This is a genomic window from Arthrobacter sp. 05T420 (assembly GCF_056396305.1).
Map to the genome: position 1 here is coordinate 61,280 of NZ_JBFTLG010000004.1, position 24,208 is coordinate 85,487.

Below are 24,208 nucleotides of genomic sequence, written 5' to 3' on the forward strand. Positions count from 1 at the left end.
GGTCAGTTCTTACGCGGGGTGCGCGTCCGCACCAGGGCCGTGCCCCCGGCCGCCAGGCCGAGTGCTCCAGCGGCGAGTCCGAGGATGCCGACGGTATTGTCGGGCGCGGGCGAGAGCGGCGTGGTAGAGGATGCGGCAGTGGTGTCGCCTACGAGCGCCGCCTTCGCGTTCGCGTCGGCCGCTGCGGTGGTGACGAAGGAAGGAACCGGGTGCTCGGGCTCGGCCTGGCCCTGGGTTGATGCCTCGTTCCAGTTCACGACCGTTCCGTCGGAGTAGGTCTGCGCCGCCGGCAGCGACACGGTCGTGTCCGCGGCCGGGAGCCGGCCGACGGAGATCGAAAAAGTCTGGTACTCGTGCCGGCCGATCTGGTGGGCGGCGTCCGCTGTCCACGTGACCGAGGCCGCTGCCTTGGTGATGGTCGCCCCCTCCACGGTGACCGGGGCGGGGAGTTTGGCTTCGGTTATTTCGGCCGTCCAGCCGTCCATGGGCTTGACCGAGACCGAAGTGAACGGGGTTCCGGTGGGCAGGGTGACGGTCAGCTTGGTGGTTTTGGCCGTTTCGGATTCGTTGGGGACCTTGAAGGTCAGCTGGGAGTAGCCGCCGGCGGTTGTAGAAGCCGGGTCCACGCGGACGTGGGCGGATGCAGCACCGACGCCCAGTGCCATGAAGCCGGCTGCGGTGGCGAATACGGCGACAGTTTTCAGGGCGCGAGGAGTTGAAATGTTCATGACGCAAGCCTTTCTGGGGTGCTGCCGCATTCACACGGCGGACAGCGCGGTGATGGGTGGAACGTAATGTGCGTCCCGAGCACCCAACCGCAGACCGGGCAGGCAGTCAGGGCATGGCGCACGGGGAAGACGCGGCGGGCGGCGCCCGCAGGCTGTCAGCGCGCAGGTTCCGCCGGGGCACGGGAACGGCGACCAGGCCCGTGGCGACGGGCCGTTGGCGGACAGGAATGAATCCTGTGGGCCCGGGCAGCTGCACGAGCGGGCGGAGCCATGCCACGAGTTGCCACAGGGCCACTTCGCCCTTGCGCAGCAGCCACGCCGTGGAGACTAAGGCGAGGACATGGCCGGCCAGCATAACCGGTGAATCGGCACCGCTGGCATGCACGGTCATGGACGGCGGCACGGCAGCGGAGCACTCCGGGCCCATGATCCGGCCGTCGTGATGCGACATCCGGTTAGTCAGTGATGGGAGGCAAAGGGCCCGTGATAACAGGGACGTGAATGCTTCGTGCAGCGTCAACTGGCCGGATCCCAGCATGCCCAACAGGGTCAGGAATGACAACTGCCGGCGCGCCAGCCAGGTGACTGGTGCCAGCATAAGGCCAGCCAGGGCGGCCATGAGGGCCGGTTCGGGAAGCGTGCCGCCTCCGAGCACATGCCCGGCGGCAGCCAAGGACATCGTCGTGCCCGTGATCAGGACCGCCCGGAACAGCGGCAGATTATCGCGAAGATCCAATTGTGCCTCCTCCCGTAGGGCGCAGACCGGTGTAACAACTCCGACGCTAAGCCGGTCAGCGTGGGAAATCCTTGGACCGCAATAGCCATTTGTACGCCCCGATGATTGTTGCGGGAGCCAACATGGCCGGAGACGTTGCCCATGAAGCTCGCCGCCTTTCCTCCCTGGATCGAGGGTTTTCAGTCGGTACCTGGGGACGCCTTGGCTCAGGTACGCTCCTGAGTCTGGTCGGGGGTGGCCACCCAGACGGTCCGGCTGGCGCGGGGTTCAAGCTGAACGTCGTCGGGGAACCGCTCCAGCAGATCTTCGACGGAGTGGCGGTCGTCCGCGGTCAGGGGTGCCAGGTGTGAGAACCGTGCGAACCACTGTTTGGCGTACTCCCGTGCGGCCGGGGTCACGGGTGCAATGGCTGTCACTTCGGACTGGGTGACGCTGAACCCGGCGGCCTCGATGACCGGCGCCCAGTTCGGGTGTTGGTTCCACCCGTCGGCCGCCGCAGCGGCGTGGCAGCGCTGCTCCAAAAGCGCTTCGCGCGGGTGGCTTAGGAAGCGGGGCAGAGCGGCGAGCTCGACGACGACCAGGACCCCACCGGGCGACAGTACCCGGCGGACTCCCGAGAGGAGCTGGGTGGGGTGGGTGACGTGGTGGAGTGAGGACGATGCCCATACGAGGTCGACCAGGACTGCATCCGCCGTCATGGAGGAGCCGGAAGGCGTAGGGAAGCCGTCGTCGAGGTCCGCCTCGATCACGGCGAACCCCTGCTCGCGAAGCAGCTCCAGCATCTGCGGGTCGCTGTCGACGCACGTCACCGTGGCGGCGGGGTACCGCTCGCGCAGCAGCCGGCTACCTGCGCCGGTGCCGGCGCCGAGGTCAACGACGCTGCGCGCAGTTGGCACCCCGGTCAAGCCCAGGACGGCTGCCAGGTGGTCACCGAACACTTCGGCGTCGAGGTCCAGGATGCGGTGCTGATCCTGACTGCCAGGTCGCTGCTGGTGCTGGTGGTCGTGGTGTTGCGTCGGGTGGGGCTGGTGCTCCATGCTCATCATCCTTCTACTGTGGCCGCAGGGCCCGTGTTGGCGGCTTTCTGCCCGACTTCAAGGTCGTGGCGTCGGTGACCGATCACGATCTTAGAGACGGCTGCTTCCGAGGCGGCGGAGAAGGGGCCGAAGTGCCCCTCGACTGCCCATCGTGTTTCCTCTTCGATGAGGTCGGCGTTGATCCTTGCGCCGGACATGACACCCTCGGCCGCCGCGGTGATCATCTGCGCCATTAAGTTGGAGACATTGCCCGCCGCATACACACCGCGGACCGCCGTCGCACCACCCATATCCCCGGCCGGAATGAACCGTCCGGCCCCCGACGGGTGCACCTGGGAAATTAGCCCGAGTGATTCCAGCAGCGCGGATCTGGCCTCCATCCGTGCTCCGACTGCCAGGGCCTGCAGGTCGAACGAACGACCCTCGCGGAGCGTGAGCCCCGTGAGGACGCCGTCGACAGAGTCAACGGACGCCACGGCGCCGTCAACCACCTTTACGGACCGGGCGGCGAGCTTGTCCCACTCCTCGTCAGTGGGTTGCACGGTGTCGTTGAGGAAGAGGGTGATATCCCGGGACCACTGCCTGAACAACAGTGCTTGATGGACGGACAGCGGGCCCGTGCCCAGCACTCCAATCCGTTGCCCGCGGATTTCCCAGCCATGGCAGTAGGGGCAATGCACAACGCCCTTTCCCCATTGCTCCCGCAGCCCGTCGATGGGAGGGAGTTCGTCCGTCAAGCCAGTGGTGACCAGGAGACGCCTGCCGGAGAACCGGCGGGCGTCTCCGAGGATCACCTCGAACCCGTCGGGGGTTCGCCGTGGCGAAACGGCTTCGCCGTCAATGACAGTGCCGCCGTAGGAGAGCACTTCACTGCGCCCGACAGACAGGAGTTCCCCGGGGTTCATACCGTCCCTGGAGAGAAAACCGTGCACACCCGCCGCTGGTGCATTCCGGGGAGTTCCGGAATCGATGACCAGCACCGACCGCAGCGCCCGGCCCAGCGTCGTGGCCGCGCTGAGTCCTGCCGCGCCGCCGCCAACAATCACAACGTCGTACCGTGTGGTGTCCATACTGATTTGCCCTTCGATGCGTACTAAGAGTTCGCCGCCAGCGTCCGCGTGCGGTCACAACAGCTTGTATCGCATCGACGATATTTGACAAAAGATTTTGCCGATATGGCAAAATTGGGGGATGGCAAATGACCTTGACAATGTACTCGGGGCAGTTGGCCCCCGGCTTCGCGCACTTCGTACTGAACGCAACTTCACACTCGGCGAGGTCTCTGCCGCTTCCGGGGTATCCGTAAGCACTCTGTCCCGCCTAGAAGCGGGCCAACGCAGGCCAAACCTCGAAATCCTGCTGCCCCTCGCGAGGTTGTACGGTGTTCTCCTCGATGATCTGGTCGGCGCCCCGCCCACCGGGGATCCGAGAATTCATCTGCGCCCCATCACCCATGGCGGCATGACGGCCGTTCCGCTCACGCGCCGCCCAGGCGGATTGCAGGCCTTCAAGATGGTGCTCGACGGCGAGACCCGCCGGGCCGAGCCCGACCCGCGCGTCCATGAGGGCTACGAATGGCTTTACATCCTCAACGGACGATTGCGACTGGTGCTGGGCGAGAAGGACTTTGAACTCCGTCCTGGCGAAGCCGCGGAATTCGACACCCACACACCGCACTGGTTCGCCAGCGCTGACGGCAGAGACGTTGAGTTCATCAGTCTGTTTGGACAGCAGGGGGAACGGATGCACGTACGCGCACGGCCCAAGCCCGCATAGCCCAAGAGGTCCGATGACGCACCCGCCGGGACTCGGGACTCTTAGCGCCGCTAACGGATCTTCTGTCCGCCGTGGCAGGGAGCGCCTGATGCTGTGGGTGACTCGATGTCCGGCCGGAAGGCTCCTGGCGCAGACTACAGGACAGCCGTACCCGGCTTGGGGAGTGGGGCCGCAATGCCCTGAACTTGCGAATTCCCGGCGGGAATTTTCGGTCCGGGCGGGCGTTAGGTTTGAGTATGAAAGCAATCGTGTACCGTGCCACCGGCGATCCGTCTGTTCTCGAGCTCGTCGACCGTGAGATTCGCGACCCGGGGCCCGGGGAGGTGCGCGTGCGGATCATGGTCTCGGCGGTGAACCCCACGGACTGGAAGTCGCGCCGCGGCGCGAAACCGGGGGAGCCGTTGCCCTTCGCGGAGGTCGTGCCGAACCAGGACGGCGCCGGTGTGGTGGACGCCGTCGGACCAGGCGTCGAGCATCTCCACGTCGGTGACAGGGTATGGCTGGCCTTGGCCGCCTACCAGCGCGCCGACGGCGGGACAGCCCAGGAGTTCACCGTCCTACCGGCCGAGCGAGTCTTTCCGCTGCCGGAGGACGCCGGGTTCGACCTCGGCGCAAGCTTGGGCGTTCCCGCGATCACCGCCCACCGGGCCCTGACCATCGCCGAGGACGGCCCACGCCGGCTGCACCCCGGAGCCTTGGACGGCAAAGTGGTTCTTGTCGCTGGAGGGGCCGGCGCCGTAGGCCATGCGGCGATCCAGCTCGCCAAGTGGGCCGGCGCCGTCGTGATCACCACCGTGAGCGGACCGGCGAAGGCTGCGCTGGTCACTGCCGCCGGCGCCGATCACGTTATCAATTACCGGGAAAGCCACGCGGCCGCGGAGATCCGCCGGATCGCTCCCGACGGCGTCGACCAGGTCGTGGAAGTGGCACCCGCGCAGAACGCGGAACTTGACCTGGCAGTGATCCGCAACCGCGGCTCCGTCGCCGTCTACGCCAACAACGGCGGCGACCAGATGAGCCTGGACGTTCGCAGGCATTTCAGCCTCAACGTCCGCTACCAGTTCGTGCTGCTCTACACCGTTGGCATGGCGGCGGTGCACGCCGCCGCCGAGGACATCAATGCGGCCATCGCCGACGGCGCCCTTCCGGTGGGAGAGGCCGCAGGCCTGCCGCTGCATCGCTTTGACCTGGCTGACACGGCTGCGGCCCACGCGGCGGTGGAAGAGGGCATCGTCGGCAAGGTGCTGATCGATGTGTCGGCGGGCTAGCCGATAAAGCTTCGGAGTGAGCGGGGGTCATCACGCGGCGCAGCCGCCGGACTGAGCGGGCCGGGTAGTCCGGACTGCGGACGCGTCAGATCACAGCGAAAATGATGCAACGAGGCAAGCGAGCGGCGGAGGCGCATGTCCGGCCGGCAACGCGTCGACCAGCAGCGGCGCGTATCGGGCCTTGTTGCCGCTGCGTCCTCCGAAGAACCGGCGCAACTGCGCCGTTATGGGCCGTTCTCGCAGTGAGGGCTGGCGTTGGAGGAGCCGGAATGAGGCCAGCTCGCCTTGATCCGCGATGACGCTGAGCACTGCATCGATCCCAAGGCAGCGGATGAGTTCGTCCTCGAGATCGGCGTGACAGACGTGGAACCCAAGCTCGGCCAGCGAACCGGTCCCGATGCCTGCCCGGCCGAGCGCGCGGGCGATGCCGCGAGATTCCCCCGCATCACACAGGCCGAACAACCGGTGGCCTGCGCCATTTGGGCCGTAGCGGTCGAGGAAGTGCACGATGCTGGTCGCGCCTCCCATTGGCACCACCGACACCCTCAAGGCTCTCAGGTCATGGCCAAGGCGAAGGGCCAGCGTCTCGACCGCCAGCCGGTCACTCTCGCCCTCAACCAACACCGTCGTCGCCTGCATGGAACCAGCATGACGGACGCCCAGCCGTGGCGGCCCTCGACCTGCGCCGTTAGTACGTTTTCGACGTCGTCCGGGGGAGGACAAGCATTGCCGGGCCAGGGGCTCCGATGCAAGAGTGAACCATGGCCACAGAGGAAGATGTCCGGCAGATCTGCCGTGGCCTGCCGGGGGTTAGCGAGCGACCCAGTTGGGGCCAGCCGGCGTGGTTCGGGAAGACCCTGATGGCACGCATCTGGCAAGATGGCGTTCTCACCGTGAAAACCGAGGAACGGGAAGCACTCGCAGGCACCGCCCCTGGCACCTACTTCTGGACCCCCCACCACGAACGGTCCCCGAAACTGGTGCTTGTCACCTTGGACAGGATCGACGTCGAGGAACTGGACGAGCTGCTGCAGGAGTCCTATCGCTTGGCTGGCGGCGGAGCTGGCAGGTAAGCGCCGGGGCGTTGCCCGGGTCCGCCTAACCGATCAGCGAACGTAGCGGAACGCTTTGGGTCTTGCCGTTTCTTGTCAGCGCTCGGATGCCTTCGCGGCTTTGATGGCGGCCTTGGCAGCCTGTTTATTGGCACGCACTTTTTTCAGCGACTCGGGGTCCACGATGTCGGCGACAGAAAGAAATGCGCTCTCCTCGCCATAGGAACCAGCAGCCTCACGCCAGCCGTGTGCCCGGAGACCGCACTGCTTGCCGAGTAGTGCGAGGAAGATCTTTGCCTTTTGCTCTCCGAAGCCGGGCAATTCCTTCAACCTGCGCAGCACTTCCTGGCCGTCAGGGTCGTCCTGGTTCCAGATGGCAGTTGCGTCCCCGTTCCAATCGCGCTGTACAGCCGCGGCGAGGTCTTGGACGCGGCCAGCCATGGAGCTGGGGAAGCGGTGGATGGACGGACGCTCCTTGAAGATCTCAACGAACCCCGCCGGGTCATATTCGGCGATTGCGGCAGGAGCCGTGGATCCGATCCGCGTCCTGATCTTTTCGGGTCCGGCAAACGCAGACTCCATGGTCACTTGCTGGTCAAGCAGCATGCCGACGAGGAGTGCGAACGCGTCGTTGCTGAGCAGTTGGTCGGCGGCGGGGTCGCCAGTGATGTGCAGTTCCATGCGCCCATCCTCCCACCTGCTCCGAGCCGCGTCATTGCCTGCCGACAGCGGGGCCTTGCCGTCCACTCCGGTCAGCCGCTGGCTGCCTGCCGGGTCCTGAACTCTGCGGCGGCATATACACCCAGGATCCGGACCTCGGCGGTGAAGAACTCCAGTTCCTCCAAGGCCAGCTGCAGGTATAGGTCCGCGGGGTGGCCCTCGACATCGGCCATAAACATGGTGGCAGCAAACTCGTTGCCCACCATGTAGCTCTCCAGCCGGGTCATGTTCACGCCGTTGGTGGCAAAACCGCCAAGCGCTTTGTAGAGAGCGGAGGGGACGTTCCGGACGCGGAACACGAAACTGGTCACTGCCGGTCCGGGCAACTCATCCCGGCTCGGCAGTTCCGCTTCCCGCGCCAGGACGACAAAGCGGGTGGTGTTGGACGGATCGTCCTCGACCCGAGAGGCCAGCACTTCCAGGCCGTAGATCTGGGCCGCCAGCGGGGGAGCGAGGGAGAGTTTGGCGGGATCGTTCCACTCCCGCACTTCGCGGGCAGAACCCGCCGTGTCGCCGGCGATGACGGGGCGTAACCTGGCTTCACGGATCAGGCGCCGGCACTGGCCCAGGGCGTGAATGTGGCTGTGGACCTCCGTGGCAGCCTCGATGGTGCTGCCGGGGATGCCAAGCAAGTCGAAGTGGATGGGCAGGAAGAACTCGCCGACGATCTGCAGACGGGACTCGGGGAGCAGGATATGGATATCCGCCACCCGGCCGGCAATCGAGTTCTCGATCGGAATCATGGCCAGATCGGCCCCACCGCTGGACACCAATTCAAAGACGTCCTCGAAGCTGGCGCACGGGACGCTTTCCAGCTCCGGGAACATCTGCTTGCACGCGATATGGGAGTTGGCGCCGGGCTCACCTTGGTACGCAATCTTTTGGGTCACGATCCGTATGGTGTCACGTCCCACCCCCGCCCACCCAAACCGGGTCGCACCGAGGCCCACCGTGACTCTTCCTACTCCAGCCTCAGCCCGTGACGCGGTTGAGGACGCAACCTTACCGACCAAGGCCGCCACCGCCGTCGGCGGCCGCTATTTGTTGCTGGCCTTCGGCGCCCCGATGCCTGGGTCGATTTTGTGGGGGCCGGCAGCTGAGGGACGTACGTCGAAGTCGAAGATGGCCGTCGGGATGTAGACCGTGGAACAGGAATTCGGGATGTCCACGACGCCGGAGAGGCGCCCTTCGATCGGTACGGCACCTAGGAGCAGGTATGCCTGCTCGCTGCTGTAACCGAATTTGGTCAGGTAGTCGATGGCGTGGAGGCAAGCCCGCTGATAGGAAAGGTGCGAGTCGAGGTAGCGTTGCTCGCCGTCCAAAGTCACCGAGGTGCCGGAGAACGCCAGCCATTGACTGAACTGCGGGTCGACGTTGCCGGGCATGAAGATGGCGTTTTCGCTCACCCCGTACGTCTCCATGCCGCCCTTGATGAGCTCCACCCTGAGGTCGATGAAGCCACCCATCTCAATGGCACCACAGAACGTGATCTCACCGTCGCCTTGCGAGAAGTGGAGATCGCCCATCGAGAGGTTGGCTCCGTCCACGAACACGGGGTAGAAAATACGGGTGCCCTTGGACATGTTCTTGATGTCCTGGTTCCCGCCGTTTTCCCGTGGCGGTGCGGTCCTGGCCGCTTCCGCGGCCACCCTGTCGAATTCCGACGGGGCCAGGTGCCCGAGAACAGCGTGCTCGGCCTCGGGCGGCAGCGCCAACGGAGGGACCCTGTTCGGATTCGTGGCGATCAGGTCGCCTTCGCGCTTGTTCCATTTCGCCAGCAGCTGGGCTGAGGGAGCCGTCCCCATCAAGCCGGGGTGGATCAGCCCGGTGAAGGAAACACCGGGCACGTGCCGGGATGTTGCGATTTGTCCTGTGAAGTCCCAGATGGCTTTGTATGCGTCGGGAAACTGCTCGGTGAGGAAGCCGCCGCCGTTGCTGGTGGCGAAGATGCCGGTGTAGCCCCAGCCCTGTCCGGCAAGTGGGCCTGAATCCTCCTGCGGGATGGGACCGACGTCCAGGATGTCGACCACCAGCAGGTCGCCGGGCTTGGCGCCCTCGACGGCGAAGGGACCGCTGAGTTTGTGGACGGTCAGTAGCGGGGCGTTGAGGATGTCGTCGGCGGAGTCGTTGTTGACGATCGCGCCGTCAAACCATTCCCGGCAGTCGACCCGGAAGGAATCCCCCGGCTTGACCGTCGCGACGGGTGGAATGTCGGGGTGCCATCGGTTGTGCCCGATCTTTTCCTGATCCTCGAACTTCTTGCTTGAGTCCAGGGAAAATATCCTTGCTGGCATTTCATCTCCTTTGACTGGTCGCCGCGTGTTGCCGGTTAGGGTCGCGGCAGTGTCCGATGTAACGGGTTGGATGAATACTGCTGTACACGCCTGGGGCTGCCCGGAATCCGAGAGTTCACCACCTCGGGTTCGGCTGCACTGCGTTTGGTGGAGTCAATGAGTCGGAAGGCCTGCGAACCGGACCGGGAAAGGTGCGGTGCGCTGAATACCCGGCGGGACGGTTCACCGCAGGAGGGGCACGGAAGGGTGTCCGGTGCGTCGCCGATCGGGTGGGATGCTTCGAAAAGCGAACCATCGGAGCAACGGTACTCATAAGTGGCCATGGTTTGGTTCCTCTCCGTTCCGATCACCAGGGCGCAGGCGACGAAGATGGAAAACCACCCCAGAGTGTGTTGCCAGATTAGGCTGAGCCCCGGAACGGGGTCAGGGTCTTTGGGCCCTTCCCCAAGCAGCACTGGTGGCACGGTTGGATGCCCCAAACCTCACGTGGGCGGGGGCTTCCCGTCCCGTTCCGCGGCCGCTAGGCTTCTGAGAAACGACGTGGACCCCCGCGGATTTTTGGCTGCCCATGGCCCAATGGCGGGGGCCTCCTTTTGGCGGGTCCCGTCGGCTGCTCAGGAAAGGATCTCTCATGCCGGACTCCAACGTCGAAGGGATCGCACGCTCCTACATCCAGGCCGTTGGCTCCCACGACATGAACGCCCTTGAAAACCTGCTCGGGGAGGATCTCGTGGCCACCTTCGCCGGCACCACACTCGACAAGGCCGGGTGGACCACTGCACTCAAGCGCCTTCTCCCGGCGCTGGTCCGCAACGAGATCCGGGAGGTCTTCATCGCACAGGAACGTGCCTGCGTCGTGTATGACTTCGTCACCGACACGGCTGCTGGTGCCGTCAGGTGCATCGAGCTGCTCACCGTCAGCGCAGACAAAATCCGCGAGATTGAACTTGTCCTGGATCGGGTCGCCTTCGCCCCCGTCAATGAGGCCCTGAAGGCGAGGGTGCCGCCCGTCCAGTAAAGGTCAGCCTCCCCGCTGACTTCATAGAAGCAGTGGGCCGTCTCCCAGTTGGGTGCGTCGGCCGATCAGGACGAAGCGGCTTCGATGATCTTCTCGTCGCCTTCGTTCACGGCCTTGACCACGGCATCGTAGTCACCACTTTCGACGGCCTTGCTGACCTTCTTGGTAGCTTTGTCCACCGCCTTGTCGACCCGGTCGAGGTAGAGGTCGTCGACGACGGCGATGATCGCCGAGGAGCCCGGCGGCAGCCATTCGTCCGCGTTGACGCCGATGGACTTCTCCTCGTGACGCTTCGCGATGGCGCCAACACCAGCGCCGATACCAGCGCCGATCACGCCGGACAGCAGGAGCGGCGGAGCGAACAAACCGACCACGAGCCCGCCGATGGCGCCGGCCGTGGTGCCGCCGGCGACCAGTCCGCCCCCGTGCTCCTTGACCTCGGTCTGGCCCGAGGCGTCACGCGACAGGACGACCGCAGCCACCACGGCGGCGTCGTCCATGCTCTTGATCGCCTTGAAATCGTCTGCCGCCGAGCCCGCGTCGGTGTATGACGACACGAACAAGGTGTAGTTGCGTTCTGACATGGTGTGCCCTCCACTCGGTTCCGGCCGGCGCTGCGGCCACTCCAATTCTTTGGTCGACGCTGTCGGTCCCGACGGTGCTGGAAATGACCGAACTCCCGACGGCGGGCGGCCTGGCCGCCCGCACCGGGGCGGTACGCACACCGGCCGTCGCGTAGGTCCAACTCTTGCCCCGACAGACGGGCCCCGTCAGGGCCTTAAGTCCTCCACTTTCATGCGCCAAGGCCGCGTCGGCCCGTTCATGGATGAGCATCACTACAGCTGAGCCTCTGTCACGGGACCCGGCACCCTACGCGCGAACGTTCTGACGTCAGGGCAGCACGTCGTCGCGTTAGCATTGGTTCCAACACGTCGTACCAGGAGGGTGCATGCCGTACACCGTTGACTTCAAGAACGTTTCTACTGTCGGTTTGGAATCGTCTCCCGTGGCTGAGGCCCTCGCCGGGTTGCGCGCCAACGAGGCTCGCTATTTCCGAAACAAGTACGACCACGTCTTCACAGTGAGCCCTGCGAGCGAGGTTCCGCAGGTGGTTGACCGGGTGAGCAGGATACTCCGGGACGAGCGTGAAATCGTCATCGATTCCCGCCCGCTCGAAGCGACCTCCTTCGAAGTCGACGGTTTGCGGATGGCCTACGTTTTCTTCGAGTCGGGGCTGTCGATCAACGTCATGTACAGCATCGACGCCGGGAAGAGAGCGGTCGGGTTCAAACTCGCCGAAGGAATGGAGATTCCGGAGGAATTGGCGACGCGCTTCAAGTTCGCCCGGCAAAAATCGAAGCTGGCGGGCGTTATTCGCGGCTCGTACTTCGTGATCAAGGGAGAGTACTGACCGCAACAACCGAGCCAGTTGGACACGACTCGCGAGACTGAACAGGATCGTCTGCGCACAGGTCGGTTTCTGGCTGGAAGGGCAATATCTTCTCGTGTCAGGACCCAGGGTGCCCGGGCCACGCTTTGCCCGCCCACGGGTCGTAGTCAGCGATGAGCCCCTCCTGCGGCGGACGCTCATTTTCGGGAACATGCTGCAGGTTCACCCGCACCCGGTACCAGAGCGAACTCGATCCGCGCATTCCGTCGACGAGGATGTCGGCGGGATGCAGGGCCGGGACGAGATCCGCATGCCGGGTCTTCCATTCGTCGAGCGCCGTGAGCGCCTCGGGCTTGGTCTTGGTACGTGCCACCTCGATGAGCGGCATCACCGACTGCCGGCGGCCCATGCCGTCGCCTGCCCGCGGCGGCTTTTCGGCGGGACCGAGCTCGGCAGCCAGGGCGATAAGTTTGTCGAGTGACCCGACTGTGTGGTCGATGCCGGCGTGGGGATCGCCCATTGCAGCGAAGCGCTCAAGCACCGTGGGCACCGTAAACTGTTCCGGCCGGGTGGAGGTGACCTCGTCCCAAGTGAGCGGCGTCGAGACTCGGGCGTCGGGCAGGGGCCGGATCGAGTACGCCGATGCCACGGTGCGGTCCTTGGCGTTCTGATTGAAGTCGACGAACACGCTCTCGCCACGCTCCTCCTTCCACCACCGGGCGGTGGCAAGGCCCGGAGCACGGTTCTCGACCTCGCGGGCGAGGGTCTCGGCGGCGAGCCGCACGTCGCGATACGACCACTGGGGCGCGATGCGCACCAAGATGTGGAGTCCCCGCGAACCGCTCGTCTTCGGCCACCCCACCAGCCCGACGTCGTCGAGCACCTCCCGCGCGACATAGGCGGTGTCAACGATCTGCGACCAGTCGACCCCCGGCATCGGGTCGAGGTCGACACGGAGCTCGTCGGGGTGCTCGAGGTCCTCGGCCCGCACGGGGTGCGGGTTGAGGTCCAGGCATCCAAGATTCACCACCCATGCCAACCCCGCAGCATCCCGGATGACGGCCTCTTCGGCTGATGTCCCCGACGCGTAGTGCAGCGTCGTCGTGTCGACGAAGTCGGGGTGGTTTTCAGGCACGCGCTTCTGAAAGAACGGCTCAGCACCGATCCCCTTCGGGAAGCGCTTGAGCACCATGGGCCGCCCGCCGGCGCCCCGCAGCGCACCATCGGCGACGGTGAGGTAGTAGCGCACCAAGTCGAGCTTCGTCAGCCCGGGCTCCGGGAACACCACCTTGTCCGGACTCGAGATGCGAACCTCGTTACCGTCAATGGTGAGGATCTCACCGGGGGTCTTCGACGAGTTCATTCCGCCACGCTAGCAATAACCGGATGTCCCAGCCAGACCAGCCGTGCGGCACGCGAAATTAATCTGGAACGCGCCCCGGCCCGGCCTTGACCGGCGGCAGGACTTGGAATGGGGAATGTGCGACGGCGGTGCCGGGGCTTCCTGGTGGGGATGGCCGGGTCAGGGGACGGGTGGGGTATCCGGCCGGATCCTGGCTCGCTAGGCTGTGTCCCACGGAAGGGAGCGAGACGTGACCCAACGGACCTACCCGCAGGGCGTCCCGTGTTGGATCGACACCGAGCAGCCAGACATCGGGGCGGCCGTCGAGTTCTACGCCGGAATCTTCGGGTGGACGTTCCATGACGTCATGCCGGCGGGAGCGCCGGGCCGTTACTTGATTGCCAAGCTCGACGGCCAGGACGTCGCCGGGGTGGCCAGCACGCAGAGTGCCGCGGCGTGGAATACTTACATTTCCGTCGAGGACGCGGATGCAACCCTGCAGCGACTGGTCACTGCCGGCGCTGCGGTGCGATCGGCGCCTGCCGATGCGGGAGAGGGCGGACGCAGTGCGGCGCTGACCGATCCGGCGGGCGCCGAGTTCCGCCTCTGGCAGGCTAGACGACGTTTAGGGGCACAGGTGGCCAATCAGCCAGGGTCGTGGAATTTCAGTGATCTCCACACGGCTAATCCCGGCGCGGCCACTAAGTTCTACGAAGAGGCGTTCGGCTGGCAGGTCGACGACCTCGGCTTCGCGATGATGATCCGCAGGCCCGGTTATGGTGATCACCTTGAAGCGACAGTAGATCCTGGCATCAGGGTGAGGCAGTCCGGGCTGGCCGCCCCGCCAGGCTTCGAGGACGCGATCGCCTGGATCGCGACCACCGCCCCTGACGAACCGCCGCACTGGCACGTCTCGTTCACCGTGGCCGACCGGGATCAGACGGTGGTTGATGCGCAGCGACTCGGCGCCCAGGTCCTAAGCCAGGCCGACACCGAGTGGACGCGCACGGCACTGATCCGGGACCCCCAGGGAGCCGAGTTCACGGCCAGCCAGTTCACGCCCCCGTCCGGGTGAGCGATTCAATCGTCGGCGGCCGCTGATGGCAGGTTTCGCCGACTCTGCCTCAATCGGCATCCTGTCGGCGACGCCTCAGGTGCCGTGCGCGGCTACCGCTTGGATCTCGACCTTGGCGCCGAAAGGAAGGGCGCCGGCCTGGAAGGTGAACCGGGCCGGAGCCGTGGACGGGTCCGGGAATTGCCGCCGCCACCACGCATTCAGGCTGCTGTAGTCGGTGATGTCAGCGACGACGCACTGCACGTACACGATCTCCTCGACGCCGTAGCCGGCAGCGTGGGCGATCATCGTGACATTGTGCCAGGCCAGCGCCGTCTCCTCCTCGAAGGTTCCCTCGTGATAATTGCCGTCGGGATCCAGTGCGGGCATCCCGCTGACGAAGCAGACACCCTTTGCTTCGCTTGCCAGGCTAAAGGGGAAGCCTCCGGGTAGTCCCGGCCCGGACGTCGTGCGCTTCATGGTCATGTGTTGTCCTCCTGATGATGCAGAAGGTCTTGTTTACGTGACCGCATGGCCTTCAGGAATTTTCCAAACTCTGCGCTTTGACCCATGTCTTCCATTTTGCCGGGCCGGGTCCTTGCTTTCCAGGGCGAGTCACGGTTCAACGCACAACCGATGACAGGAAGAAGACGATGGATAATTCACTGATGATGGCCTTGCTGGTCATCAATTCAATGAAGCACGAGGGCCGCGGGGCCGCGGGCCTACCAGCCCAAACCAGATACCCACCCACAAGGAAGACTGATGATGTCCCAGACACGTGAAACCAACATCCCCACGGTGACCCTCAACAACGGCGTCCAGATCCCGCAGCTCGGCTTCGGCGTTTTCCAAGTCCCGGCGGAAGACACCCAGCGGATCGTCGAGGATGCCTTGGACGCCGGCTACCGCCACATCGACACCGCCGCCGCATACCGGAACGAGGCCGGCGTCGGAGCCGCCATTGCGGCGTCAGGAATCCCGCGCGAGGAAATCTTCGTCACCACCAAGCTCCGCAACGGCGAACAGGGCACAGCCTTCGAGGCGTTCCAGCACAGCCGCGAGGCGCTCGGCATCGACTACGTGGACCTGTACCTGATCCACTGGCCCGTGCCATCCCAAGGACTCTTCACCCAGGCCTGGAAGGCCATGGAAAAGCTCTATTCCGGCGGCGAGATCCGCGCCATCGGAGTGTCGAATTTCCTCCCTGACCACCTGGACACGCTTCTTGAGAACTCGGACATAGTTCCGGCAGTCAACCAGATCGAAATCCACCCCACCTTCCAGCAGCAGGCCCTGGCAGCCAAGAGCCGGTCCTTGGGCATCGCAGTGGAGGCGTACAGTCCCTTGGGCCAGGGCGCGGATCTTGATGCATCCGCCGTGAAATCGCTGGCGGCCCGGTACGGTGCCACCCCCGCCCAGATCGTGCTCGCCTGGCATCTCGCCCAGGGCACCATCGTCATCCCCAAGTCGGCACATAGCGAGCGCATGCGGGAAAACCTGGGCGCCGCGGCGCTCCGGCTAACCCCGGCTGAAATAGACCAGATATCCGCCTTGGAGTCTGGCGCCCGCGCCGGCTCCGATCCGGCCGTTGCCGCGCACAGCCAGCTCTAGCCCGTGCAGCAGCAAAGCCGGAGAGGGCCCCTCGGCCGGGACCGTCTCCGGCTTTCGGCTTCATCAAGCCGTGGGGCCGAGCGCTTACAGGATGCTCTCGTAGTGCTCCACGACGGGGAAGGGATCGTAGAAGTGGTGCAGTAGTGCGCGCCAATTGCCGTATTGGTCGGATTGTCGGAATCCAACGGTATGGTCCTCGAGCCGATCCCATTCAACGAGCAGCAGATACGTGCTCGGCGACTCGATCGAACGTGACAACGACAATTTCCTGAAGCCAGCCATCGAAGCAATGATGGGCCTCGCCTCGCTAAATGCCAGTTCGAAGTCGTCTTCCTGACCGGGGATGACTGGCAATAGCGCGTGTTCGGTAATCATTGGATCAGTTTCACACAGAGAAATCCCCCGCGTGACTGCCGTTCCCGGCCTGGAGGATGCGCGGTGCGGTGCGGCGGGCCGCCTAGCCCGCGACGCGTCGATATCCGCCGCTGACCCAGTCGGCGACCAGTCGGCCGTACTCCTCCGGTGCTTCCTCCCACGCGAAGTGGCCGGCGTCGAGAGGATGCATCTCGCTGTGGGGGAGGAGCCCGTCCAGGTACTCGCTGTTCGACCACGGCACGAGGTCATCGTGGCGGCCCGCGACGATCTGGGTGGGCGTGGTGATGGACGGCAGCAGGTCGTGCAGCAGCGGGTTCTGCTCGGGGTAGGTCCGCACAAACCGCGCCGACTCTGCGAAGCGCCCGAGGTCGTAGGCGCTGACGTAGTCCTCGTGGACTTCCGGTTCGCTGACGCTCGGGGCGGGCAGTTCCACCGCGTAGCCGATATTAGTTCTGGCGTCGAGAGCGCGCACGTCATCCAGAGTCGGCGCTTCGATGATCTCCTTGAGGGCGCCGCCCGCATCAATCGGAAAGCGGACGGCGCCGCCGCCGATGGTCAGGCTTGTGACCCGTTCTGGAGCATTTGCAGCAAGGAACAGCGCCGCGGCGGTGCCAACGTCCGGGCCGACGACGTGCGGAACTCCCAGACCCCATTCCTCGATGAGGCGGGCCAGGAACGCTCCGGAACCGTCCGGGGCGATCAACTCCGGGCGGCCATCTGAATGGCCGAAACCGGGCATGTCGACGGCGACCACCCGCCCCACCGCTGCAACGCGGTTCCAGATGCGGCGGAAGGCCCAAAGGCTTTCCGGCCACGGCGCCAGCAGCAGCATGGTGATGTCTGAGTCTGCCTTGTTATCCGCGAACCTCACGCGCACTCCGTCACAAACCCGGAAGTACGTGCTGATCGTCGAGACCGTCCAGGAACCCATCTGAGAACTCTCTTCGTTGAACCCGCTATCGGCCGGATCGCCCACCGGATCTGTCCCGACACGCTGCCTGGAGCGATCGCTGTAGCAGTTCTAGACCCGTCTCTCCACGAGTGTCAAGGCTGCGCGCTCACCCACGGGAAGGGTCCGCATGGAATCAGGATTCCCGCTTCCAGTCAGGGCGAGCATACTGGTGGAGTGAGGATCGACGCCGGATCAGGGTCCCAGGGGCGGCGGCGGCCAGGGGCAGGCACGAGCCCGTACCCGCCGATCGCCGACTATGGGTTTTTGTCTGACTGTGAGGCCAACTGCTTGATCGCATCGAGCGGGCAGGTGGAGTGGATGTGCGTGCCACGTCACGACTCGCCGAGTCTGTTCTCCACTATGCTCGACCGCGCCGCGGGTGGCTTCAAGGTGGCGCCGTACGGCGTCCGGGAGCCCACCGCGCGCCGCTATCTCCCCGGCAGCCTGATCCTGGAGACCACCTGGCAGACCAGGACGGGCTGGCTGATCGTGAGGGATGCCCTGGTGATGGGTCCGTGGCACCACACCGACGAGAGGGCCCGCCGATACCGCCGCCCGCCGATGAACTACGAGGCTGAGCACTGCCTGTTGCGCACTGTTAGATGCGTCAACGGTGCAGTTGAGCTGTCCGTGTTGTGCGAGCCGGTCTTCGACTACGGCCGGCGCCGTGCACGGTGGGAGTTTTCCGGTCCCGGGTACGGGGAGGTCGTGACCATCAGGGGCGATGAGGGCAATCCGGTGCTGCGTCTGACCACCGACCGCCGGCTGGGCATCGAGGACTCCATAGCAGTCATCCGCACCCGGATGACCGAGGGGGAGGAGGCTTTTATCGCGCTCTCCTGGGGGTCGCTGCCCCCGCCGCGGACGTGGGAGGAAGCCACTCGCAAGCAGTGGCAGACCACTGAGTTCTGGAGGCAATGGATCACCGCGGGCGAGTTCCCCGACCATCCGTGGAGGGAGCAGCTGCAGCGCAGCGCACTGACGTTGAAGGGTCTCACCTACGCGCCGACCGGAGCTCTGGTCGCGGCCCCCACCACGTCACTTCCCGAGACGCCCGGGGGAGAGCGGAACTGGGACTACCGGTACACCTGGGTGCGCGATTCCACATTCGCGCTCTGGGCCCTCTACACACTCGGCCTGGACCGGGAAGCGGACGACTTCTTCGCCTTCATCCGCGACGTCGCCGCCGAGGACGACCTGCAGATCATGTACGGCATCGACGGCGAAAGGGACCTTCCCGAGGTTACCGTCGAGGAGCTCGGCGGCTATGACGGCGCCCGCCCCGTCCGGATCGGCAACGCTGCCGCCCACCAGCGGCAGCTGGACGTCTGGGGCACGATGCTGGACTCCGTCTACCTCCACGCAAAGTCCCGTGACCAGCTCCCCGAGCCGCTCTGGCCGGTCCTCCTGCGCCAGGTCGAGCAGGCGGCCGCCCATTGGCGGGACGCCGACCACGGCATCTGGGAGGTCCGTGGCGAACCGAAGCACTTCACCTCCTCAAAGCTCATGTGCTGGGTCGCCCTGGACCGTGGTGCCCGGCTGGCGCGCCTGCACGGTCAGGCTGATTACGCCCGGAAGTGGGATTCCATCGCCGATGAGATCCATGAGGACATCTGCCGCAATGGCGTCGACGACCGCGGCGTGTTCGTCCAGTCCTACGGCACGACGAACCTCGATGCCTCGCTTCTCCTGGTCCCGCTCGTCCGGTTCCTGCCCGCCAACGATCCACGCGTGGGCGCCACTGTCTTGGCCATCGCCGATGAACTCACCCGGGACGGGCTCGTCCTGCGCTACCGCCCCGAGCAGACCGACGACGGACTCGCCGGCGACGAGGGGACGTTCACCACCTGCTCGTTCTGGCTCGTCTCAGCCCTCGTCGAGATCGGAGAAGTGGTGCGCGCCAAGGCACTGTGCGAACGTCTGCTGTCACTCGCCAGTCCCTTGGGCCTTTACGCCGAGGAGCTGGATCCGGTGAGCGGCCGCCACCTCGGTAACTTCCCACAAGCATTCACCCACCTGGCCCTCATCAACGCGCTCGTCCACCTCATCCGCGCCGAAGAAACCAATCTTTCGGCGCAGTTCGCCCCGGCGCACCGCACCACATGACAGCAGCGACACAACCTGACCCCAATCAGGGGGCTCGCGGTCCACTTCCAGTCCGCGGCTCACAGTCCGTTCACAGCGGCACGACAGACCGTCGACAGTCCGGGGTTTGAGGATGGGGATACAGCTTCGAAATCCGCGGGGCGGCGACCCGAGCGCGATCAAGAGGCGTGAGGTCGACACCGGCAAAACGACGAGATCAGGATGACCCATGAACGAGCATGAACAGCCCACCCTCGGCGAAAACACCGGAGCCGTTGCAGGCCGGAAAACCCGGAAGCGCGTTGGCGCCGGGCTCTATGTTGCCTGTCTGGTGGCTGCGGGCGGCATAGGCGGGGGCGTGGCGTCAGGGGCGACGGCGATGTGGAACACCGGCGGGCCGGCATCGGGCACTGTGCAAACGACGCAATACACGCCGGTGATCGTCAACAATCCCGACAGTGTCGGCGCGGTGACAGCCGCCGCGCAGAAGGCCTCACCCAGTGTGGTCACCATCAGCGCCAGTTCCGGCACTTCAGGCGGTACCGGGTCGGGCATCATTCTGGATGCCTCCGGCCATATTCTGACCAACACGCATGTGGTCACGCTGGACGGGCAGGCAGCCAACGCGGCCATCGAGGTTCGGACCAGCGACGGCAGCGTCTACCCGGGGACAATCGTAGGAACGGATCCGCTCTCGGACCTGGCCATCGTCCAAATCACTGCCCCGGGGCTGGTCGCCGCGGCCCTGGGCGACTCCGGCAAGGTCAATGTCGGCGACACTGCCATAGCCATCGGAGCGCCCCTGGGATTGAGTGGAACGGTCACTGACGGCATCGTTTCGGCAGCGAACCGCACCATTGAGACAGCGTCCTCGGCCACGTCCGCGCTGCAGAACGGCTCCTCCAGCGCCGCGCAGGACACCATCAGCATTAACGTCATCCAAACGGATGCGGCCATAAATCCGGGAAACTCCGGCGGTCCCCTGGTGAACGCGAACGGTGAGATCATCGGAGTCAACGTGGCCATCGCCGCGGCGGGATCCACGTCTTCTTCCTCGGACCAGGCTGGCAACATCGGGGTCGGCTTCTCCATCCCGATCAACGACGCGAAACGCGTCGCCCAGGAGATCATCGCTACGGGCACGGCCACGCACGGCCAACTCGGCGTCTCGGTCCGGGACAAAGCCTCAGGCGCCTCTTCGGAGTTCGCGGCCGGGGCAGAGGCATCATCCGTGACGCCGGGCTCCGCAGCCGACAAGGCCGGTCTGAAGGCCGGCGATGTGATCACCGGGCTGGGCGGCCGCAGTGTCACCGATGCTTCCGAGCTCACGGCGGCGACGCGGGAGCAGGCTGCCGGGGCCACGGTCAAAGTCACTTTTGTCCGCGACGGCCAGGAGCAAAGCAAGGACGTCACCCTCGGCGCAGCCACTGCTGGCTGACGAGGGGGTCCGTTGCCCCCACTGAATGAATTTCCTGGCCCCTGTCGATTAGCTCTCGCGCTGTTCGACCTGTGGGTGGGAAGGTCGAAGGGCGACCTTCCAAAACCTAGGAGATTGAAATGGCAAAGTACATGTTGATCATGCGCGGAACCGACGAGTCGTACGCCAACCTTCAGAATGCCGACTTCAACGAGGTCCTCGACACCATAGGCAAATTCAACGACGAATTGATCCGCGCTGGTGTCTTGCTGGCAGCCGAAGGTCTGGATGATCCGAAAGAGGGCGTCGTGGTGGACTTTACCGCCGAAACCCCGGTGGTCACTGACGGGCCCTACGGCGAAACCAAGGAACTGTTCGCCGGCTACTACATCCTCGATGTCGCATCGAAGCAGGAAGCGATCGAGTGGGCAAAACGGGCACCCCTCACGGCGGGAACCAAGACCGAGATTCGCAGGGTACCTTCAATCGACGAGTTCCCGCAGGAGAACGAATGGATCCAGAAGGAACGCGCGTGGCGGGAACAGACCGGCCAGCTCTGATACAGCCAGCCCGGAACCGTCGGTGAGCAGCAACCAGGCAAGGGCCGCCGTCGAAGCCGTGTGGCGCATGGAGTCAGCCCGCATCGTCGGTGCCCTGGCCCGCTATACGGGCGATTTCCCGTTGGCCGAAGACCTCGCACAGGAGGCGCTCGCCGAGGCCCTCGTGTCGTGGTCGGTGAACGGGATCCCCGCCGAGCCGGTGGGCTGGCTGCTGACCACCGGCCGGCGCCGGGCGGTGGACTACTTCCGGCGCCGTGCCGCCCGCGACGAAAAGTACGCGCTCCTGGCCCGCGACCTCTCGGAGGAGCTTCCGGGCGCGGATTCCCTGTTCGACCCCAACGCGATCGACGACGACGTGCTGGCCCTGATGTTCATCTCCTGCCATCCGGTGTTGTCCAAGGAATCGCGGATAGCCTTGACGCTGCGCGTGGTGGGCGGAATGGGCACCGACGAGATCGCGAAGGCCTTCCTGGTTCCGGTGCCGACTATCCAGGCACGCATTACACGGGCCAAAAAGACCCTTACCGGCGCCCGTATCCCGTTCGCCGTGCCAGAAACGCGAGAAATGCCGAAACGGCTAGGATCGGTGCTCCACGTCATCTACCTGATCTTCACGGAGGGGTCTTTCGCGTCCGGCGGTGACTCCTGGATGCGCGTGGACCTGGCGGGTGAAGCGCGCCGCCTGGGCCGTGTGCTGACGCGGCTGGCACCGGAACCCGAGGTGTTCGGCCTGCTGGCCCTGATGGAGCTGACGGCCGCCCGCTTCCCTGCGAGGCTCGATACGGCCGGCCGGCCGGTTCTCTTGGAGGACCAGGACCGACGCTTGTGGGACCAGTCGGCGATCCGGCGCGGTCGTGCTGCGCTGGCGAGGGCCGTGGCTGCCGGCCGTGGGCTCGGCGCGTACGGGCTGCAGGCCTCCATCGCCGAATGCCACGCGGTGGCCCTCTCCGTTGCGGAAGCGGACTGGCAGCGGATCGTGATCCTCTACGAGGCCTTGGGGCGGCTTGCGCCCTCTCCGGTGGTCGAACTGAACCGCGCGGTGGCGGTGGCCATGGCATCGGGTCCGGCGGCCGGGCTGGAACTGGTCGACGCGATCACGTCACGTGGTGAGCTCAAGGGCTCGCACCTGCTGCCTGCGGTCAGGGGCGAGATGCTGGCACGGCTGGGCCGCCGCGGAGAAGCGAAGTCCGCCCTGCAGCAGGCGGTCGCGATGTGCTCGAACGCGGCCGAACGCGCAGTGCTGGAACGAAAGATCGAGGAGCTCGCCCGCCCGTAGATCCTGATCTCCGATGCCAGGTGCATGAGCGTCGCCCGTATCCTTGAACTATGAGTGACATCGCGCCTTCAACCGTCACGTTTGATGGCCGCTTCGCCCGCGAGTTCAAGGAGATGGCCATTCCATGGCGCGCGGAGCAGGCTCCCGATCCGCGCCTCTTGGTACTCAACGAACACCTCGCCACCGAGCTAGGTCTCGGGCCGGCCTTTCTCCGGAGCCCTGAGGGTCTTCTTCTACTGACCGGCAACGCCATCCCTGCGGAGGCCAGCCCGGTGGCGCAGGCCTACGCCGGCCACCAGTTTGGCTGGTACGCACCCCGTCTCGGCGACGGGCGCGCACTTCTGCTCGGTGAGATCGAGCAGGCGGACGGGCAGCTCCGTGACGTGCACCTCAAGGGATCAGGACGGACGCCGTTTGCGCGAAACGGCGACGGCCAGGCAGTGGTCGGTCCTATGCTGCGCGAATACATCGTGAGCGAGTCTATGCACGCGCTGAACATCCCCACCACACGATCCCTCGCCGTCGTCGCAACGGGGCGTTCAGTACAGCGCGAGACCCTCCTGCCCGGCGCCGTTCTCACCCGGGTTGCCAGCAGCCACCTGCGCGTCGGCAGCTTCCAGTACGCCCGGTCCACGGGCGACATCGGCCTCCTTCGCCGCCTCGCCGAATATGCAATAACCCGTCACTACCGGGCCGCCGCGGAGGCCGGGAACCGCCATCTCGCACTGCTCCAGGCGGTCATATCAGCCCAGGCTTCACTGGTGGCCCGGTGGATGCTTGTTGGGTTCGTTCACGGCGTCATGAACACTGACAACATGACGATCTCGGGCGAAACCCTCGACTACGGACCGTGTGCCTTCATGGAAGGCTTCGACCCCGCCGCGGTCTACAGCTCGATCGACGAGACCGGACGGTACGCCTACCGCAATCAACCGGTGGTGGCGGAGTGGAACCTCGCCCGGCTCGCGGAATCTCTCCTGCCTCTGCTCCACGATGACCAGGAGCAGGCGGTGGACCTCGCGGTGGAAGCACTCAGCGAGTTCCGCCCTCAGTACAGCGAAGCGTGGTCGGCCGGCATGAAAGCCAAGCTGGGGTTTGGTCAAGGGCTCGACGACGAAGTGACCTCGCCTCTTGTGGACGAACTTGTGGCTTTGATCCAGGAGTCACGGGCGGACTACACATCGTTTTTCCGGAACCTCGGCAAAGTCGCACGTGGCCAAGCCGAAGCTGCGGGGGGCCAGGTCCTGGATCCGGCACGGTTCGATGCCTGGGTAACGCGCTGGCGCGACCTGGCGCCGGATGCTGACGCCATGGACCGGGTCAACCCTGTCTACATTCCGCGGAACCATCTGGTGGAGGAGGCCCTGGCTGCCGCTACCGGCGGGAACACGGGTCCGCTGGAACGGCTGATGGACGCGGTTGCCTCACCCTTCGACGAGCGGCCCGGTCTCGAGCACTACGCCGCTGCCGCCCCGGAAAGTTTCGGCCCTTACCGGACCTTCTGCGGAACCTGA

Annotated in this window: 26 protein-coding genes; 12 read left to right on the forward strand and 14 right to left on the reverse strand. The window is 65.3% G+C overall.

What is annotated here, in order from left to right:
- Positions 1-2: 2 nt before the first annotated feature.
- The 4 genes from AC1DEM_RS05425 to AC1DEM_RS05440 form a co-directional block, all read right to left on the reverse strand.
- Complete coding sequence (locus AC1DEM_RS05425) at positions 3-728, reverse strand: YcnI family copper-binding membrane protein (RefSeq protein WP_476883489.1); 726 nt, start codon at positions 726-728, stop codon at positions 3-5.
- 106 nt (positions 729-834) lie between these two features.
- The gene (locus AC1DEM_RS05430; protein ID WP_476883490.1) at positions 835-1,464 is read right to left on the reverse strand and encodes a hypothetical protein; all 630 of its coding nucleotides are present in this window, start codon (positions 1,462-1,464) and stop codon (positions 835-837) included.
- A 206-nt stretch (positions 1,465-1,670) separates the two neighbouring features.
- On the reverse strand, positions 1,671-2,501 hold the full coding sequence (locus tag AC1DEM_RS05435) for a class I SAM-dependent methyltransferase (RefSeq protein WP_476883491.1): 831 nt from the start codon (positions 2,499-2,501) through the stop codon (positions 1,671-1,673).
- A 5-nt stretch (positions 2,502-2,506) separates the two neighbouring features.
- Positions 2,507-3,571, reverse strand: a complete 1,065-nt coding sequence (locus AC1DEM_RS05440) for an NAD(P)/FAD-dependent oxidoreductase (RefSeq protein ID WP_476883492.1) — start codon at positions 3,569-3,571, stop codon at positions 2,507-2,509.
- A 121-nt stretch (positions 3,572-3,692) separates the two neighbouring features.
- Between AC1DEM_RS05440 and AC1DEM_RS05445 the strand changes: the two genes are divergently transcribed.
- Together AC1DEM_RS05445 and AC1DEM_RS05450 are read left to right on the forward strand one after the other, a co-directional pair.
- Positions 3,693-4,277: a helix-turn-helix domain-containing protein gene (locus AC1DEM_RS05445; protein WP_476883493.1), complete on the forward strand. Its 585-nt coding sequence runs from the start codon at positions 3,693-3,695 to the stop codon at positions 4,275-4,277.
- Positions 4,278-4,513: 236 nt separating this feature from the next.
- Positions 4,514-5,545, forward strand: coding sequence for an NADPH:quinone reductase (locus AC1DEM_RS05450; protein WP_476883494.1), 1,032 nt, complete (start codon positions 4,514-4,516; stop codon positions 5,543-5,545).
- Between the two features lie 90 nt (positions 5,546-5,635).
- On the opposite strand, the gene AC1DEM_RS05455 is transcribed toward AC1DEM_RS05450, so the two are convergent.
- Positions 5,636-6,184: a TOPRIM nucleotidyl transferase/hydrolase domain-containing protein gene (locus AC1DEM_RS05455; protein ID WP_476883495.1), complete on the reverse strand. Its 549-nt coding sequence runs from the start codon at positions 6,182-6,184 to the stop codon at positions 5,636-5,638.
- 122 nt (positions 6,185-6,306) lie between these two features.
- Between AC1DEM_RS05455 and AC1DEM_RS05460 the strand changes: the two genes are divergently transcribed.
- Positions 6,307-6,618 carry an MmcQ/YjbR family DNA-binding protein gene (locus tag AC1DEM_RS05460; RefSeq protein ID WP_476883496.1) on the forward strand — a complete coding sequence of 104 codons (312 nt, stop codon included), beginning with the start codon at positions 6,307-6,309 and terminating at the stop codon, positions 6,616-6,618.
- A gap of 75 nt (positions 6,619-6,693) precedes the next feature.
- Here the strand turns inward: AC1DEM_RS05460 and AC1DEM_RS05465 are convergent, their stop codons facing one another.
- The 4 genes from AC1DEM_RS05465 to AC1DEM_RS05480 all read right to left on the reverse strand — a co-directional run bounded on the left by AC1DEM_RS05465 (position 6,694) and on the right by AC1DEM_RS05480 (position 9,934).
- Positions 6,694-7,278 (reverse strand): HhH-GPD-type base excision DNA repair protein, encoded by a 585-nt coding sequence (locus AC1DEM_RS05465; RefSeq protein ID WP_476883497.1) that lies wholly within the window; start codon positions 7,276-7,278, stop codon positions 6,694-6,696.
- A gap of 71 nt (positions 7,279-7,349) precedes the next feature.
- Complete coding sequence (locus AC1DEM_RS05470) at positions 7,350-8,207, reverse strand: prephenate dehydratase (RefSeq protein WP_476883498.1); 858 nt, start codon at positions 8,205-8,207, stop codon at positions 7,350-7,352.
- Positions 8,208-8,354: 147 nt separating this feature from the next.
- Positions 8,355-9,611, reverse strand: a complete 1,257-nt coding sequence (fmdA, locus tag AC1DEM_RS05475) for a formamidase (protein WP_476883499.1) — start codon at positions 9,609-9,611, stop codon at positions 8,355-8,357.
- 35 nt (positions 9,612-9,646) lie between these two features.
- Entirely contained in the window at positions 9,647-9,934 is a 288-nt protein-coding gene (locus AC1DEM_RS05480) for an FmdB family zinc ribbon protein (RefSeq protein ID WP_476883500.1), read from the reverse strand.
- 308 nt (positions 9,935-10,242) lie between these two features.
- On the opposite strand from AC1DEM_RS05480, the gene AC1DEM_RS05485 reads away from it, so the two are divergent.
- The gene (locus tag AC1DEM_RS05485; protein ID WP_476883501.1) at positions 10,243-10,629 is read left to right on the forward strand and encodes a nuclear transport factor 2 family protein; all 387 of its coding nucleotides are present in this window, start codon (positions 10,243-10,245) and stop codon (positions 10,627-10,629) included.
- A gap of 65 nt (positions 10,630-10,694) precedes the next feature.
- Here the strand turns inward: AC1DEM_RS05485 and AC1DEM_RS05490 are convergent, their stop codons facing one another.
- A complete protein-coding gene (locus AC1DEM_RS05490) occupies positions 10,695-11,213 on the reverse strand; it encodes a DUF1269 domain-containing protein (protein WP_476883502.1) in 519 nt (172 codons plus the stop codon).
- Between the two features lie 365 nt (positions 11,214-11,578).
- On the opposite strand from AC1DEM_RS05490, the gene AC1DEM_RS05495 reads away from it, so the two are divergent.
- A complete protein-coding gene (locus AC1DEM_RS05495) occupies positions 11,579-12,040 on the forward strand; it encodes a phage tail protein (protein ID WP_476883503.1) in 462 nt (153 codons plus the stop codon).
- A gap of 97 nt (positions 12,041-12,137) precedes the next feature.
- Here AC1DEM_RS05495 and ligD read toward each other — a convergent pair whose 3' ends face one another.
- Positions 12,138-13,382, reverse strand: coding sequence for a non-homologous end-joining DNA ligase (ligD, locus tag AC1DEM_RS05500; RefSeq protein ID WP_476883504.1), 1,245 nt, complete (start codon positions 13,380-13,382; stop codon positions 12,138-12,140).
- A 229-nt stretch (positions 13,383-13,611) separates the two neighbouring features.
- Between ligD and AC1DEM_RS05505 the strand changes: the two genes are divergently transcribed.
- Entirely contained in the window at positions 13,612-14,436 is an 825-nt protein-coding gene (locus AC1DEM_RS05505) for a VOC family protein (RefSeq protein WP_476883505.1), read from the forward strand.
- Positions 14,437-14,511: 75 nt separating this feature from the next.
- On the opposite strand, the gene AC1DEM_RS05510 is transcribed toward AC1DEM_RS05505, so the two are convergent.
- Positions 14,512-14,901 (reverse strand): RidA family protein, encoded by a 390-nt coding sequence (locus AC1DEM_RS05510; RefSeq protein WP_476883506.1) that lies wholly within the window; start codon positions 14,899-14,901, stop codon positions 14,512-14,514.
- A gap of 282 nt (positions 14,902-15,183) precedes the next feature.
- Between AC1DEM_RS05510 and AC1DEM_RS05515 the strand changes: the two genes are divergently transcribed.
- A complete protein-coding gene (locus tag AC1DEM_RS05515) occupies positions 15,184-16,029 on the forward strand; it encodes an aldo/keto reductase (RefSeq protein ID WP_476883656.1) in 846 nt (281 codons plus the stop codon).
- Positions 16,030-16,113: 84 nt separating this feature from the next.
- Here AC1DEM_RS05515 and AC1DEM_RS05520 read toward each other — a convergent pair whose 3' ends face one another.
- Positions 16,114-16,404: an antibiotic biosynthesis monooxygenase family protein gene (locus AC1DEM_RS05520; RefSeq protein WP_476883507.1), complete on the reverse strand. Its 291-nt coding sequence runs from the start codon at positions 16,402-16,404 to the stop codon at positions 16,114-16,116.
- Positions 16,405-16,486: 82 nt separating this feature from the next.
- Positions 16,487-17,335, reverse strand: coding sequence for an alpha/beta fold hydrolase (locus AC1DEM_RS05525; RefSeq protein ID WP_476883508.1), 849 nt, complete (start codon positions 17,333-17,335; stop codon positions 16,487-16,489).
- A 195-nt stretch (positions 17,336-17,530) separates the two neighbouring features.
- On the opposite strand from AC1DEM_RS05525, the gene AC1DEM_RS05530 reads away from it, so the two are divergent.
- The 5 genes from AC1DEM_RS05530 (at position 17,531) to AC1DEM_RS05550 (ending at position 24,208) form a co-directional block, all read left to right on the forward strand.
- Entirely contained in the window at positions 17,531-19,462 is a 1,932-nt protein-coding gene (locus AC1DEM_RS05530) for a glycoside hydrolase family 15 protein (protein ID WP_476883509.1), read from the forward strand.
- 208 nt (positions 19,463-19,670) lie between these two features.
- The gene (locus AC1DEM_RS05535) at positions 19,671-20,879 is read left to right on the forward strand and encodes a S1C family serine protease (RefSeq protein ID WP_476883510.1); all 1,209 of its coding nucleotides are present in this window, start codon (positions 19,671-19,673) and stop codon (positions 20,877-20,879) included.
- A 119-nt stretch (positions 20,880-20,998) separates the two neighbouring features.
- Positions 20,999-21,418: a YciI family protein gene (locus AC1DEM_RS05540; RefSeq protein ID WP_476883511.1), complete on the forward strand. Its 420-nt coding sequence runs from the start codon at positions 20,999-21,001 to the stop codon at positions 21,416-21,418.
- A 22-nt stretch (positions 21,419-21,440) separates the two neighbouring features.
- Positions 21,441-22,694 carry an RNA polymerase sigma factor gene (locus AC1DEM_RS05545; protein WP_476883512.1) on the forward strand — a complete coding sequence of 418 codons (1,254 nt, stop codon included), beginning with the start codon at positions 21,441-21,443 and terminating at the stop codon, positions 22,692-22,694.
- 50 nt (positions 22,695-22,744) lie between these two features.
- Entirely contained in the window at positions 22,745-24,208 is a 1,464-nt protein-coding gene (locus AC1DEM_RS05550; protein WP_476883513.1) for a protein adenylyltransferase SelO, read from the forward strand.

What these genes read in the sequence shown, in the direction of transcription:
- AC1DEM_RS05425 (WP_476883489.1), bottom strand. Translation starts at nt 728, where the DNA reads ATGAACATTTCAACTCCTCGCGCCCTGAAAACTGTCGCCGTATTCGCC.
- AC1DEM_RS05435 (WP_476883491.1), bottom strand. Translation starts at nt 2,501, where the DNA reads ATGGAGCACCAGCCCCACCCGACGCAACACCACGACCACCAGCACCAG.
- AC1DEM_RS05440 (WP_476883492.1), bottom strand. Translation starts at nt 3,571, where the DNA reads ATGGACACCACACGGTACGACGTTGTGATTGTTGGCGGCGGCGCGGCA.
- AC1DEM_RS05445 (WP_476883493.1), top strand. Translation starts at nt 3,693, where the DNA reads ATGGCAAATGACCTTGACAATGTACTCGGGGCAGTTGGCCCCCGGCTT.
- AC1DEM_RS05450 (WP_476883494.1), top strand. Translation starts at nt 4,514, where the DNA reads ATGAAAGCAATCGTGTACCGTGCCACCGGCGATCCGTCTGTTCTCGAG.
- AC1DEM_RS05455 (WP_476883495.1), bottom strand. Translation starts at nt 6,184, where the DNA reads ATGCAGGCGACGACGGTGTTGGTTGAGGGCGAGAGTGACCGGCTGGCG.
- AC1DEM_RS05460 (WP_476883496.1), top strand. Translation starts at nt 6,307, where the DNA reads ATGGCCACAGAGGAAGATGTCCGGCAGATCTGCCGTGGCCTGCCGGGG.
- AC1DEM_RS05465 (WP_476883497.1), bottom strand. Translation starts at nt 7,278, where the DNA reads ATGGAACTGCACATCACTGGCGACCCCGCCGCCGACCAACTGCTCAGC.
- fmdA (WP_476883499.1), bottom strand. Translation starts at nt 9,611, where the DNA reads ATGCCAGCAAGGATATTTTCCCTGGACTCAAGCAAGAAGTTCGAGGAT.
- AC1DEM_RS05480 (WP_476883500.1), bottom strand. Translation starts at nt 9,934, where the DNA reads ATGGCCACTTATGAGTACCGTTGCTCCGATGGTTCGCTTTTCGAAGCA.
- AC1DEM_RS05485 (WP_476883501.1), top strand. Translation starts at nt 10,243, where the DNA reads ATGCCGGACTCCAACGTCGAAGGGATCGCACGCTCCTACATCCAGGCC.
- AC1DEM_RS05490 (WP_476883502.1), bottom strand. Translation starts at nt 11,213, where the DNA reads ATGTCAGAACGCAACTACACCTTGTTCGTGTCGTCATACACCGACGCG.
- AC1DEM_RS05495 (WP_476883503.1), top strand. Translation starts at nt 11,579, where the DNA reads ATGCCGTACACCGTTGACTTCAAGAACGTTTCTACTGTCGGTTTGGAA.
- ligD (WP_476883504.1), bottom strand. Translation starts at nt 13,382, where the DNA reads ATGAACTCGTCGAAGACCCCCGGTGAGATCCTCACCATTGACGGTAAC.
- AC1DEM_RS05510 (WP_476883506.1), bottom strand. Translation starts at nt 14,901, where the DNA reads ATGACCATGAAGCGCACGACGTCCGGGCCGGGACTACCCGGAGGCTTC.
- AC1DEM_RS05515 (WP_476883656.1), top strand. Translation starts at nt 15,184, where the DNA reads ATGTCCCAGACACGTGAAACCAACATCCCCACGGTGACCCTCAACAAC.
- AC1DEM_RS05520 (WP_476883507.1), bottom strand. Translation starts at nt 16,404, where the DNA reads ATGATTACCGAACACGCGCTATTGCCAGTCATCCCCGGTCAGGAAGAC.
- AC1DEM_RS05525 (WP_476883508.1), bottom strand. Translation starts at nt 17,335, where the DNA reads ATGGGTTCCTGGACGGTCTCGACGATCAGCACGTACTTCCGGGTTTGT.
- AC1DEM_RS05535 (WP_476883510.1), top strand. Translation starts at nt 19,671, where the DNA reads ATGAACGAGCATGAACAGCCCACCCTCGGCGAAAACACCGGAGCCGTT.
- AC1DEM_RS05540 (WP_476883511.1), top strand. Translation starts at nt 20,999, where the DNA reads ATGGCAAAGTACATGTTGATCATGCGCGGAACCGACGAGTCGTACGCC.
- AC1DEM_RS05550 (WP_476883513.1), top strand. Translation starts at nt 22,745, where the DNA reads ATGAGTGACATCGCGCCTTCAACCGTCACGTTTGATGGCCGCTTCGCC.